The sequence below is a fragment of the Hasllibacter sp. MH4015 genome (assembly GCF_020177575.1).
Taxonomy (GTDB): Bacteria; Pseudomonadota; Alphaproteobacteria; order Rhodobacterales; family Rhodobacteraceae; genus Gymnodinialimonas.
Genome location: NZ_JAHTBK010000001.1, coordinates 870,950 through 883,370, shown reverse-complemented (window position 1 = coordinate 883,370; position 12,421 = coordinate 870,950). Strand labels below are relative to the sequence as shown.

The window sequence follows — 12,421 nt, the reverse complement described above, 5'->3', positions numbered from 1 at the left end:
CCGCGCCGAAAGCGGATTGCCTTCGGCGCGGTTTTTCGCGTCTCGTGCGGCCCGGTCTCAGCGGGCAGCGCAGCGTCGGATCACCAGGTCTCCATTTCGAGGGTGGAGTTGCATGGAGTCGTGCCGTAAGTGCCGACCCAGACATCGACGCGACCCGTTGCCAGCGCCATGTCATAGATGTTGACCTTCGACTGGTAGCCCGTGCCACCATCGTCGTTGTGGTACCAGTTGCCGAAAGCATCGCGCACGAGCAGCACCGTATCGCAGTTGCGGTTGTCGCGGGTCTCGATCTCCAGCCTGTTGTAGCCGTTCATATTCGACAATGTGAACGTGAACGTCGGCGTCGCCTCGAAATAGCCGATCGTGCTGGGGAAGCCGTGGCTTGCACAATCCGCGAGGCTGGTCGTGCCACCGGCCTGAACCGAATAGCGGTCGGGCGACCAAAGGCCATACCCCGTGCCGGATGCCGGTGGGCCGCTCAGAGCAGATGTCGGGCACCCATCGGCACCGGGTGTCGGCGCGGGATCGGGATCTGGGTCTGGCGTTGGATCCGGGTCGGGATCGGGATCAGGGTCAGGATCCGGCGTCGGATCGGGGTCAGGATCGGGATCGGGGTCAGGATCGGGGTCGGGCGTCGGATCGGGAGTCGGATCCGGGTCAGGCGTGGGGTCAGGATCGGTGCCGCCGGATGTCGGCGTCGTGCCGCCCGTCGTCCCGCCGGTATCGCCATAGCAATTGCCGTTGTACGTCGTCGTGGTGCCGTCGTTGCCCACGATATTGCACGGATCGTCGTCCGAGACGGGTTGCACCGCCAGGTTCTCGTCCCAGGCGGTCTCGAACATGCCGTCCTGCAATTCGCCCTGGATGTCGCCGGAATGGCTTGTCAGTGCCGTGCCCGTCGTCTCGGAAATCGCCGCGCCAAGGCCCACGAGCACCGCCATAACGATGACCCAGTCGACCGTGGCCGCGCCATCCTCTTGATCCATGAAGTCTTGGTAGTCCACGGCGGGACCTCCATTTCTTTACGCTCGGGCCAAGCCACACCGGCCCTTCAAACTCGTCTCAATGGCCCGTTACCCCGTCGGAACGGGGGTGCAGGGACATTTGTCCATCCCCATATCTGCCGGTCACTTGTGTTCGAAATGGGGCAAAAGGCAGGATTCAGCGTGGCAGGACGCAAGGCGCGCGCACGGGCTGGACAGGCCGGGCGCGCGCGCTTATACGCACCCATCTCTTCGTGAAGCATCTTTATCGGCGTGATCCCTCGTGGCCGGGGGACGAAGAGGAAACGACCCGGCCTTTGAAACGCGCCCGTGACCAGAACTGGAGTTTCCATGTCTCTCTACGAGCATGTGATGATTGCGCGTCAGGACCTATCCAACACGCAAGCCGAAAGCCTGATCGAGCATTTCGGCACCGTCCTCGCCGACAATGGCGGCAAGGTCGTCGACACCGAATATTGGGGTGTCAAGACGATGGCCTACAAGATCAACAAGAACCGCAAGGGCCACTACGCCTATATCCGCACCGATGCCCCGTCCGAGGCGGTGCAGGAGATGGAGCGCCTGATGCGCCTGCATGACGACGTGATGCGTGTCCTGACCGTCAAGGTCGACGCCCACGAAGAAGGCCCCTCGGCCCAAATGCAGAAGCGCGATGAGCGCGAAGGCCGCCGCGAGCGCCGCTGATTCTCAAGGAGTGACATTCCAATGGCCGCAAAACCATTTTTCCGCCGCCGCAAGACCGACCCGTTCGAGGGCGAGAATGCGCCGAAGATCGACTACAAGGACACCCGTCTGCTGCAGCGCTACATCTCCGAGCGTGGCAAGATCGTGCCTTCCCGTATCACCGCAGTCGGTGCCAAGAACCAGCGCAAGCTCGCCAAGGCGATCAAGCGTGCCCGGTTCCTCGCGCTTCTGCCCTACGCCGTTAAGTAAGGGGACGACATCATGGACGTTATCTTGCTGGAACGTGTGGCCAAGCTGGGTCAGATGGGCGAAGTGGTCTCCGTCAAGGAAGGCTACGCGCGCAACTACCTCTTGCCGCAGAAAAAGGCGCTTCGCGCGAATGAGGTGAACCTCGCCTCTTTCGAGAACCAGAAGGCGCAGCTTGAAGCGCGCAACCTGGAGACCAAGAAAGAAGCCGAGGCGCTTGGCGAAAAGCTTGCCGGGCAGCAATTCATCATCATCCGTTCGGCCTCCGATTCCGGCGCGCTTTACGGTTCCGTCACCACCCGTGACGCGGCTGACGTCGCCACGGAGGAAGGCTTCTCCGTCGATCGCAAGCAGATCGCCCTGACGGCTCCGATCAAGGATCTGGGTCTGCACAAGGTCATGGTGAACCTGCACCCCGAAGTCGAGGTGGAGATCGAATTGAACGTGGCCCGCTCGCCGGAAGAGGCAGAGCTTCAGGCGTCGGGCAAGTCGATTCAGGAACTCGCCGCCGAGGAAGAGGCGCAGGCCGAATTCGAGATCGCGGAATTGTTCGACGATATCGGCGCCGCGCAGCTTGATGAGCTGGAAGGCGAGGTCGATGCGCCCGCAGACGGCGACGCCGCCGATGACGCGGACGCAGCCCCGGCCGAGGACGATGACGAAACGGCGTAAGCCGGTCGCATCCCCCGAGAAATCAAGGCCGCTCCGCCACCGGGGCGGCCTTTTTCGTGAGTCACCTGCGCGGGATCACGCCCGCTTGTTTGGACGCCGTGATCCGCGCGCCTATCTATCGGGGACCATGTTAGAGAGGTCCCCCATGCTCCGCCCCATCGCCCTGCCCCTTGTCCTGCTTGCCACGCCCGCCCTCGCGCAGGATCCGGTCGATGACGGCACCGCGAACCTGCCCGACACGGTGCCCGCATTCACCGAGCAAACGGACGCGCCCGAGATCGCCTCCGGCGTCACCCTGGATGAAGAGGTGATCGTCGGCACGCTCGCCTATCCGTGGGGTCTGGCCATTCTGCCCGATGGCGCGGGGTACATCATCACCGAACGCGGCGGCACCCTGCGCCACGTCACGCGCGACGGCACGTTGGGGCCCGAGATTTCCGGCGTGCCCTCCGTCCGGTCCCTGCGGCAAGGTGGGTTGCTGGACGTGGCGCTGCACCCGGATTTCACCGAAAACCGGGTCATCTACTTCACCTTTGCCGCGCCAAGCGGCCTTACGGCATCGGCCACGGCCTTGGGCCGCGGCGTCCTGTCGGACGATCACACGGCCCTGTCGGAGGTCGAGGAAATGTGGCGACAGACCCCTGCCTCCTCCATCCCCGCGCATTTCGGCAGCCGCGTCCTGATCGGTCCCAATGGCTTGCTCATCGTCACCACCGGCGACCGGTTCACGCCGGAAAACCGGCAGCTCGCGCAAGACCCGGTGAACGCGGCCTATGGCGTGACCGTGGCCCTTACGTTGGAGGGTGACGTGCCGACCAATCCCTTCATCACCGAAGAGCGTCCGGAGATACTCAGCTATGGCCACCGCAACATCCAGGGCGCCGCGACCCAACCCGGAACCGATGACATCTGGCTTCTGGAACATGGCCCCGCCGGTGGGGACGAGTTGAACATCATGGAAGTCGGCGGCAATTACGGCTGGCCCGAGGTCAGCTACGGCGTGAATTACAACGGCTCGGATGTCGGGACGGGCGAACAGGCCCACGCGCCGGATTACGTGGAGCCGCGATATTTCTGGGACCCGTCCATCGCGCCGTCCGATCTGATCTTCTACGAGGGGGAGATGTTTCCCGACTGGCAGGGTGACATCCTTCTGGGTGCGCTTGCGGGACAGGCCCTTGTGCGCCTGGACGTCGATGGCGACCTGATCGTGGGGGAGGAACGGCTGCACACGGGCCAAGGCCGCGTCCGCGATGTCGATGTCGACGCCGACGGCGCGATCCTGATCCTGATCGACGCCGATCCCGGTGCCTTGATCCGCCTGACCCCTGCGGCGGAATGAACGAGCCGGCGGTGCGGCCGACCCCCTGCCCCGCCGCGCCCGAGCCGTTCACCCCAAACGCAAAACGGCCCGCCGCATTGGCGGGCCGTTCGAGTCCACGGATGAACCGGGATCAGTTGTACCAGGTTTCCATCTGCAGCGTCGCGCCGCAGGTGTTCGGTCCGTAGGTGCCGACCCAGATGTCATACACGCCGGAGGACGGGCGGTAGAGGTTGATGGCCGGGTTCAGGTTGCCATAGCTGTCATCGTCGAAATACCAATTGCCGGACGCATCATTGACCAGCAGCACCGTGTCGCAATTGCCGACGGCGCGGATTTCAAGGCGACCGTACTGGTGCAGACCGTCGATCTGGAATTCGAAATCGGGGCGCGAGATCACGTAGCCGGGATGGTTCCAGCCGCAATTGCGCAGGTTCTGACTGCCGCCGGCGACAACCGAATAGCTGTTGGGCGAATAGAGATCCTGGCCGGTCGTGTACCCGGTCTGGACACCCGCGTTCTGCCATGCGGGACATGCGGCGGCGAGGCCTGCGGTGCCCAGCAGAATGGCGGCGGCTGCAAGAAGCTTTTTCATCGTGATACTCCGTAAAGACTTTTTCTTGGAAGGGGTCTTAGGTAATTGATTTCATTCGGTGTTTGATCGTGCCCGCAGCGTCTGCGGTGTGAGGGCACAATCGCTTTTTGCGGACCCGGGCGAAAGGCTGGAAAACCTTACCCCGGGTCCGATACCCGGATCAGAAGTTCCAGGTTTCCATTTCCAGCTCTGCGGAGCAGGACACGGATTCGCCGAACGTGCCGACCCAGATATCCACACGGCCATTCAATGCGGCGGTGTCTGTCAGGTTCAGCTCCGGCTGAAGGCTGCCACCGGCATCATCGTCGAAATGCCAGTTGCCGTTGGCGTCGTTGACCAGAAGCGTGGTGTCGCAATCGCTCGTCACTTCGATCTCCAACCGGCCATAGGTGTCCATACCCGACAGGTAGAACGTGTAGGCCGGTGCCGCGTTGATCACGCCCGCGCCGGGCAGACCCGAGCAGCTGGCCAACGCGGTCACACCGCCGGCCTGCACGGTGTAGGTGTCGGGGCTGTAGAGCTCCTGACCGTCGGTGGTGATCGGTGTACCTTGCAACGACGTGGTGGGGCAGCCACCGGTTTGCGTCGGGGCAGGCGTCGGTCCGGGTGCCGGAACGGGAACCGGGGCAGGAGCCGGTGCGGGCACGGGAACCGGCGCAGGTGTCGGCGCGGGCACGGGAACGGGCGCAGGGGCCGGTGCAGGCGCCGGGGCAGGCACGGGAACCGGCGCTGGCGTGGGTGCCGGGACCGGGACGGGCGCGGGGGCCGGTGCGGGGACTGGCACCGGCGCCGGGGCCGGGGCGGGCTGAACCGCGGGCACCGCCTGCAAGGTGAACGTACCCGGGCAGGACCCGCCCGAGAACGTGCCGACCCAGACATCAATCCGTCCGTTCAGGGCGGACTGATCCGTGATCAACAACTCGGGCTGCAAATTGCCCTGGCCGTCATCGTTGTAATACCACGTCGTGTCGGCACCGTTGACCAGAAGCGTGGAATCGCATTCGGCATTGGCCAGAAGGCGCAGGTTCTGGCCCTGCATCCCATCGAGCGTGATGGAGAATTGCGGCACCTGGCTGGCGGTTCCCCCGCCCTCCACATCGGGACAGGACCAGACGGACACGCCGCCGGTCGCCTGGGCGATGTAGCTGAGCGGTTGCTGGATCTGGCTGGCGTTGAACTGAAGTGCCGGGCCGGGCTGTTGCCAGCTCGGGCAGCCACTCACCGGTGCGGGCGCGGGCACGGGTGTCGGTACCGGGGTCGGCACGGGTGTGGGGGTGCCGCCCAGGGCCTGAACCCTCAGGTTGGCCGGGCATCCGCCGCCGGCATAGGTGCCGACCCACACATCGACGCGGCCCTGCACGGAAGGTCCGCCAAGGCGCAGGCCGGGCTGAAGACCGTTATCGTCGTCATTGAAATACCACTGGCCCGACGCGTCGTTGACCAGCATCGCGGGATCGCAGGACGAGGTGACGGACAGGTCCAGCTCACGTCCGGCCATGTTGCTGAGGTTGAAGGTGAAATCGGGGGCCGCGCGAAACTGACCATATCCCAGGACGCCCAAACCACATTGATCGAGGGTGAAGTCGCCTCCGGCATTCACGCCGAAGTTGAACCCTTGGGCCAACTGGGCCCCATCGTAATTCAAACCGCTTTGCGACAAAGCATAATTCGGGCAAGCGTACGCCGCTCCGCCCATTGCGCACAAGGCAAGTGTGCTGGCTGTCAAAAGACGCATTTTTGGATAGTCCTTCCTGTTTGGCACCGGGCGAAGGGAAGCCCGAATGCACTTAATAAGACGCGTGAGGTCACGTTACGGGCGATCGTCCACAGCCCAAACTACGGAAACCCTGACCTTCGTTATGCAACCGGAACGATAGCGAAGTCCCCCGAATCCGCAAAAACTTCTTTGGCCGCGGACCAAAAAAGCGGAAGACACCCCCGACGCGAAACCGGGGGTGCCACGGGGCCGTATCGGTGGATCAAAGACCGAAGATGCGCTGCCAAAGCGTCGGGCGCGCGCTGGTCGTCGTGCCCTGGCCGTGGGCGACGACCGTGCCGGCCTCGGTGGAGATGATGGCGGTATTGGCACCGGCAGGCGCGGCGCGGGCGACATCGTCCAGCACCTCTTCCATGGGCGCAAGCTCCGCCGCGATGCGCGGGGCAACACCTGTTGTCTCCGGCACGGCATTCAGCGGTGTAACGGCGCTCAACGCACGCGGAACCGGCACGACGGAGACGCGGGGGGCCAGCGACGGGATCACCGGGTCAAGACGCGCGATCTCCACGTCACCGTGCACGATCACCCGCGGGGCCTGGCCCACGGCGTACCCGTTGGGCAGGCGCAGGGTGTTGCGCGGTACGGCGGCAATCGCGCCATGGTTGCCGGAGGTCAGACCCAGCTGCGCGGCAAGCGCACTGGGGTTCAGGAAGTCGGACATGTCCTGCGCGGCAAGCGGGGCGGCGAAGGTCGTGGCGGCCATGAGGGCCAGGAGGGAGAGGGACTTTTTCATGGGATCAACTACTCGAAATAAAGGTGGATAAAAGGGGTTTGGGTCTTGATAAGCGGGCGGTATGGCACCCTGCCCCACCGCGATATGGCGGGGCACGGCAAGGGCGTCAGAGCGACGGCCAGGGGAAGACGTGACCGTGGCGCAGCGTCCCGCGGGGAAACAGGTGACGCGGCAGGTTCGGCGCATTGTCGAGCGCGCGGAACGGGTTGGTCAGGTCGAGATACCCGTGGCGCGGCCAGCCCGGCGCGGGATCGAGGCGGGGCAGGATCTCCACACGCGGACGCGGCCAGACATGGGCGCGGGGCCAGGCATCGGGGTGCGGCACCACATGGGGCGTCACGTCCGACGGGCCCCATCCGAACAGATGGCGCGGCACAGGGTAATTGTGGGGACGCACGGGCGCCCAGACAGGCGGCAGATCGGGCGCGATGCCGTAGACTTCGGCATATTCCTCCCAATCCTGTTCCATCAGGGCGAGGCGCTTCTCGAGGTCGGCCAACGCCTCGGGCGAGGACAGATCGAACGGATGCAGAAGATCATCCTCCGCCGCCACGTCGGGAAGGTCGCATGTGATCCCGAAATGGGCGCACATCTCGACCAGCCGCTCGAACGCGGGGGTGTCATGGGGCGACGGATAAAGATGATCGTGGGTATCGGCCTGCGCGGCAGAGATCGCCGCTGTCAGGCCAATGGCAGCAAATGTGGCGTGTTTGAACATGGGTTTGGGCCTTTGGGTAAAGTCATGGGTTTTAAAATCAGTCAAATGGGTCGAATGCCGAAAAGTGGCGATGGGCAGAGCATGGCCGTGCCGTCGCCTGTTATTCAACCGCCAGGGTCTGTTATCGGATAACGGAAGCGGTCAAACCCTTGGCAATCAATCGCTTATCGGGATTTCCGCGCGTGATGCATATCTGCGTCGATTTCCATGATCAGGTCGTCAAACCAGCGTCCGTCCCGCAGCACGGCGCGCGGTTCCACGCCAGTCTGAACGAATCCACAGGCCGTGTAACAGCGGATCGCGCGGACGTTGTAGTCCAGCACCCGCAGGTCGATCCGGCGCAGGCCCATGGGGCCAAATCCGTGATCGAGAACAAGGGCAATCGCGGCCCTCCCGATCCCCTGGCCAAGGTCGCTTTCCCAGAACAACCCAATGGCCAGCCGCGCACCCTCCCCGTCTTCCGTGACGCTGTGCAGCCGGGCCTCGCCCACGGGGCGCCCATCCACCTCTATGATGCGGCCGAAGGGCCGGGACCGCATCCAGCCCAACCATGCCCTCGACCGCGTCAGGTTCCGCGGCGCGCGCTTGCCCGGTGCGGCGCCGTACGATCCCGCAATCTCCTCTGAATGGGGGAGAGTCGCGTGGATTTCGGCATCGCTGTCGCGCAGCGGACGAAGGATGATCGTGCGGGCAACCATCCCCTACCCTCCAACGACGAGGCGCAAAAGAAAAGCGCCGCCCGATCCCCCGGGCGGCGCTTGAACCAGTCGCGGCGATGACGCGGCGCCTATTCCTCGTCGAGGGCATCCACGGCGGCCTTCAACTCGTCCTTGGAGACCTCTTTTTCCTTCACTTCCGCCATTTCAGCGATGAAATCCACGACCTTGTCTTCGAACAAGGGCGCGCGGACCTGCTGTTGGGCGTCCCGGTTTTGCTGGATGAACTCGAAGAACTGGCGTTCCTGTCCGGGATATTGGCGCGCCTGGGTCATGATCGCCTGCGTCATCTCCGCGTCAGAGACCTGCACGTCGTTCTTCTGACCCAGCTCGGCCAGCAGAAGGCCGAGCTTCACCCGGCGCTCCGCGAGTTTCTTGTGCTCGTCAGTGGCTTCGATCGCGGGGTGGTCGTGCCCTTCCACCTCCGGGTTTTCCTCGTGCCACAATTGATGGGCGATCTGTTTGGCTTCCGCCTCCACCAGCGACGGGGGCAGATCGAACGTGACGGCCTCGTCCAGCTGGTCCAGCAAGCCGCGCTTCATGACCGCGCGCGATGCACCGGCATATTCGGCCTTCAGGCGCTCGACGATCTGGCCTTTCAGGGCGTCCAGGTCTTCGGCCCCGAATTTCTTGGCCAATTCGTCATCGACCTCGGCCGGGACCGGCTTCTTCACTTCCTTGATCTTGCACGCGAAGACGGCGGCCTTACCGGCCAGATGCTCGGCTTGATATTCCTCGGGGAAGGTCACTTCGACGTCTTTTTCGTCCTTGGCCTTCACGCCGACCAATTGCTCCTCGAAGCCCGGGATGAACTGGCCGGAGCCGAGGACAAGCGGGAAATCCTCAGCCGATCCGCCGTCGAACGCCTCGCCGTCCACGGTGCCCACGAAGTCGAACACGACCTGATCGCCATCGGCGGCCTTGCCCTTCTTGGTGTCGAAGTTCTGGGCATTCTCGGCGAGGTTCTTCAGCGCCTCGTCCACCTCGTCGTCGCCGGGGGCCACGACCAGCTTCTCCAGCTTCAGGGCCTTGTAATCCACGTCCGGGATCTCGGGCAGTTTTTCATAGGCCATGGAGACGACGATATCGTCACCCTCTTTCCAGTCCTCGTTCGTCATCTTGACGTCGGGCTGCATCGCGGGGCGATCGCCGGATTCATCAAGATGGCCCTGCATCGCCTCATCGACGCTTTCCTGCATCGCCTCGCCCATGATCCGGGGGCCAAACTGCTTTTTCAGGAGCGCCATGGGCACCTTGCCCTTGCGGAAGCCCTTCATCTCCACCTCGGGCTGCGCCTCTTCCAGCTTGGAGTTCACGCGCGCCTCAAGGGCGTCTGCGGTGATGGTGATCTGGTATTCGCGCTTCAGGCCCTCGGCCAGGGTCTCGGTGATCTGCATATTAACCTCGTTCGCGGCGCCCAAGTGGCGCGGGTTCGTCCGGCATGGAAAATCAAGCGCCCTTCTATGGGTGGCATGACCCGCGCGCAAGGGGGGTATGGGCCGGAAATGCAGGCGCAAACGCCCCGCGTCCGCCGCGCCCGAGATCACGCGGCTGACAGGGAAAGGGGGCATTTGCGTAAGGGAAACCGGACGTTTACAAATTTGGGCAGGATTCGTCATATTCAGGCGGAACCTGCCCTGCCCCTTCGCCGCAAATGGTCCCGATCTGATGAGCGACGATCCCAGCAAGACCAAGATGCTGCCCGACGGCCCCGCCGGGGAATTGCCGGTGGGCGCGGAGCTGTCTTCGGGCATGTACCGCGTCACAGGCCGGATCGCGGCAGGCGGCTTCGGCATCACGTATGAGGCGCGCGACAACCTAGACCGCAAGGTGGCGATCAAGGAATGCTTCCCCGCGGGCCTTGCCCTGCGCGCCGGCGACTTCACCGTTTCCGCCGCCAGCGCCTCGACCGCGGAACCGTTCGAGACCGCGCGCAACCTGTTCCTGCGCGAGGCGCGCACGCTCGCCGCGCTGCGCCATCCCAATATCGTCCATGTCCAGACGCTCTTCGAGGAGAACGGCACCGCCTACATGGCGATGGACTATATCGAGGGGCGCGATCTTCAGCACATCATCGATCACGAGCCGGAGAAGCTGACACCGGCCTATATCATGGAGCTGACGCGCACTTGCCTGGGCGCGCTCGACTACCTGCACCGCGATGCGCCCGAGCGCGGCAAGGAACGCCTGCTGCACCGGGACATCAAGCCCGCGAACATCCGCATCGACCCGCTTGATACGCCCGTCATCATCGACTTCGGCGCAGCGCGGCAGGAAACCAAGAACCGGTCCCGCGCGGCGGGCACGTTCCGCGTCGTCTCCGACGGCTATTCGCCCAACGAATTCTATGTGGCCGGCACCGAACAGGGCCCGGCCTCCGACCTCTATTCCCTGGCCGCCACGCTTTACCATTGCATCACCGGGGCCGCGCCCGCACCCGCAGACGAACGGGCGCAAAAGGTCTCCAACGGTGAGGAAGACCCCTATGAGCCGGTGGCGGGCCGCTTCCCGGGCCATGATCCGCGCCTTTTGGGGCTGATCGACCGCGCACTGGCGCGTCCGCTCAAGGATCGCCCGGCCGATGCCGCCGCATGGTTCGCCGCCATTCCCGACGCCACGACACGGATCGTGGAAACACCGCCCGCCGCCGCGATCGTGGCCCCCGCACCCGTCGCCGCCCCCGCGCCCGAGGCCTCAACCGGCGGCTTCTGGAAAGGGGCTGCCGTGGGGGGCCTGGCCCTGGCGCTTCTGGGGGGCGGGGCCGTGGCGCTGGACCTGCTGCCGGGCGGCGGGACGGGCGTGACCGATCCCGAGATGCAGCGGCAACTGGACGCCGCAGAGGAAGCCCGCGCATTCCTTGAAGGTGAACTTGCCACGATGTCGGGTATGATCGAGGATCTGGAATCCTCGGTGTCGGAGGCCGAAACCCTCCGCGATGCCGCCGTGACTGAGGCGCAGTCACTGGAACAGCGCGTTGCAGACCTGTCGGCGCAGCTGGCAGCCGCGGAAGAGGGCGACGCCCCGGAAACCACCGTTCTGCGCAATCAGCTCAACCAGGCCATCACCGACCGAGAGACGGCGGACAGCGCCCTGACCGATCTTGAGGACCAGGTGGCGGAGCTGCAAAACCAGCTTGCCGCCGCGCAGGAAGCCGCCAGCGCCAACACCCCGCCGGAGATGAGCGCGGTCCTTGCCGATCGCGACGCGGCGCTTGCCCGCGCGGACGAACTGGAAGCCGAACTGGCCGCGTTGGAAGAACAGATCGCATCGGGCGAAGGTGTCGATGTCGCCGATCTCGACGCCGCGCGCGCCGCCGCCGTCGCCGCCCGCGATGCCGCGCTTCTCAACGTCGACCGCGCGCGCGCCGACCTGCAACGGATGGCCGCAGACCTGAGCGAGGCGGAGGAGGAGGCCGATCGGCTGAACATGGAACTGCGCGCCGCCCGCGCCGAGATCGAGTTGATGCTGGCCAATGCCACCGTGCCCAATCCCGGCCCCAACACCTTGCCCGCCGCAGGCTCCGCCGGGGCATGCCCCACCTGGGCCGTGCCGGGGCAGACGCTGTCCTATACCGGAACCGACATTTACACCGCTCAGACGCTCACCGCGCGGGCCAGCGGCTCCGCCCTCTTGTCCGCCTGCCCCGACCTGCCGTTCAACGTATCGGGTTTCGCGGAGGAGGTGCCCACCTTCACGCTGCAATTGAGCGAGATGGAGCAATTCCGGCGCCTTGAGCTGCAGGTCGTGTCCGACTGCGACACCACGCTTCTGGTCAACACCCAAGATACGGTCTGGCATTTCGATGACAATTCGAATGGCGGGGTGCTCCCGCTCCTGAACCTGACCGGTCTGGCCGCGATCCAAGGCCGCATCGACGTATGGATCGGCACCATCGACGGCGCAGCCTGCGACGCGTCGCTGGAAGTGGAAACCTGGCTCAACTGATCCGTCAGTC

General features: G+C 64.7%; 12 protein-coding genes. 5 read left to right on the top strand and 7 right to left on the bottom strand.

What is annotated here, in order from left to right; all coding sequences use genetic code 11:
* Window positions 1–80: 80 nt before the first annotated feature.
* On the bottom strand, window positions 81–1,004 hold the full coding sequence (locus tag KUW62_RS04705) for a hypothetical protein (RefSeq protein WP_224814360.1): 924 nt from the start codon (window positions 1,002–1,004) through the stop codon (window positions 81–83).
* Between the two features lie 330 nt (window positions 1,005–1,334).
* Here KUW62_RS04705 and rpsF point away from each other — a divergent pair, with 330 nt between their 5' ends.
* The 4 genes from rpsF (at window position 1,335) to KUW62_RS04685 (ending at window position 3,948) form a co-directional block, all read left to right on the top strand.
* The gene (rpsF, locus tag KUW62_RS04700) at window positions 1,335–1,688 is read left to right on the top strand and encodes a 30S ribosomal protein S6 (protein ID WP_224814359.1); all 354 of its coding nucleotides are present in this window, start codon (window positions 1,335–1,337) and stop codon (window positions 1,686–1,688) included.
* A gap of 21 nt (window positions 1,689–1,709) precedes the next feature.
* A complete protein-coding gene (gene rpsR / locus KUW62_RS04695) occupies window positions 1,710–1,937 on the top strand; it encodes a 30S ribosomal protein S18 (RefSeq protein ID WP_224814358.1) in 228 nt (75 codons plus the stop codon).
* A gap of 12 nt (window positions 1,938–1,949) precedes the next feature.
* Window positions 1,950–2,606, top strand: coding sequence for a 50S ribosomal protein L9 (gene rplI, locus KUW62_RS04690; protein WP_224814357.1), 657 nt, complete (start codon window positions 1,950–1,952; stop codon window positions 2,604–2,606).
* A gap of 145 nt (window positions 2,607–2,751) precedes the next feature.
* Complete coding sequence (locus tag KUW62_RS04685; RefSeq protein ID WP_224814356.1) at window positions 2,752–3,948, top strand: PQQ-dependent sugar dehydrogenase; 1,197 nt, start codon at window positions 2,752–2,754, stop codon at window positions 3,946–3,948.
* A gap of 112 nt (window positions 3,949–4,060) precedes the next feature.
* Here the strand turns inward: KUW62_RS04685 and KUW62_RS04680 are convergent, their stop codons facing one another.
* The 6 genes from KUW62_RS04680 to tig all read right to left on the bottom strand — a co-directional run bounded on the left by KUW62_RS04680 (window position 4,061) and on the right by tig (window position 9,863).
* Window positions 4,061–4,522 (bottom strand): hypothetical protein, encoded by a 462-nt coding sequence (locus KUW62_RS04680; protein WP_224814355.1) that lies wholly within the window; start codon window positions 4,520–4,522, stop codon window positions 4,061–4,063.
* Between the two features lie 160 nt (window positions 4,523–4,682).
* A complete protein-coding gene (locus KUW62_RS04675; protein WP_224814354.1) occupies window positions 4,683–6,146 on the bottom strand; it encodes a hypothetical protein in 1,464 nt (487 codons plus the stop codon).
* A 355-nt stretch (window positions 6,147–6,501) separates the two neighbouring features.
* Complete coding sequence (locus KUW62_RS04670) at window positions 6,502–7,032, bottom strand: hypothetical protein (protein ID WP_224814353.1); 531 nt, start codon at window positions 7,030–7,032, stop codon at window positions 6,502–6,504.
* 106 nt (window positions 7,033–7,138) lie between these two features.
* Window positions 7,139–7,750 (bottom strand): hypothetical protein, encoded by a 612-nt coding sequence (locus KUW62_RS04665; protein ID WP_224814352.1) that lies wholly within the window; start codon window positions 7,748–7,750, stop codon window positions 7,139–7,141.
* Between the two features lie 164 nt (window positions 7,751–7,914).
* Entirely contained in the window at window positions 7,915–8,448 is a 534-nt protein-coding gene (locus KUW62_RS04660; protein WP_224814351.1) for a GNAT family N-acetyltransferase, read from the bottom strand.
* Between the two features lie 89 nt (window positions 8,449–8,537).
* Window positions 8,538–9,863, bottom strand: coding sequence for a trigger factor (tig, locus tag KUW62_RS04655; protein WP_224814350.1), 1,326 nt, complete (start codon window positions 9,861–9,863; stop codon window positions 8,538–8,540).
* A gap of 271 nt (window positions 9,864–10,134) precedes the next feature.
* Here tig and KUW62_RS04650 point away from each other — a divergent pair, with 271 nt between their 5' ends.
* Window positions 10,135–12,411 (top strand): serine/threonine-protein kinase, encoded by a 2,277-nt coding sequence (locus tag KUW62_RS04650; protein WP_224814349.1) that lies wholly within the window; start codon window positions 10,135–10,137, stop codon window positions 12,409–12,411.
* Window positions 12,412–12,421 lie beyond the last annotated feature (10 nt).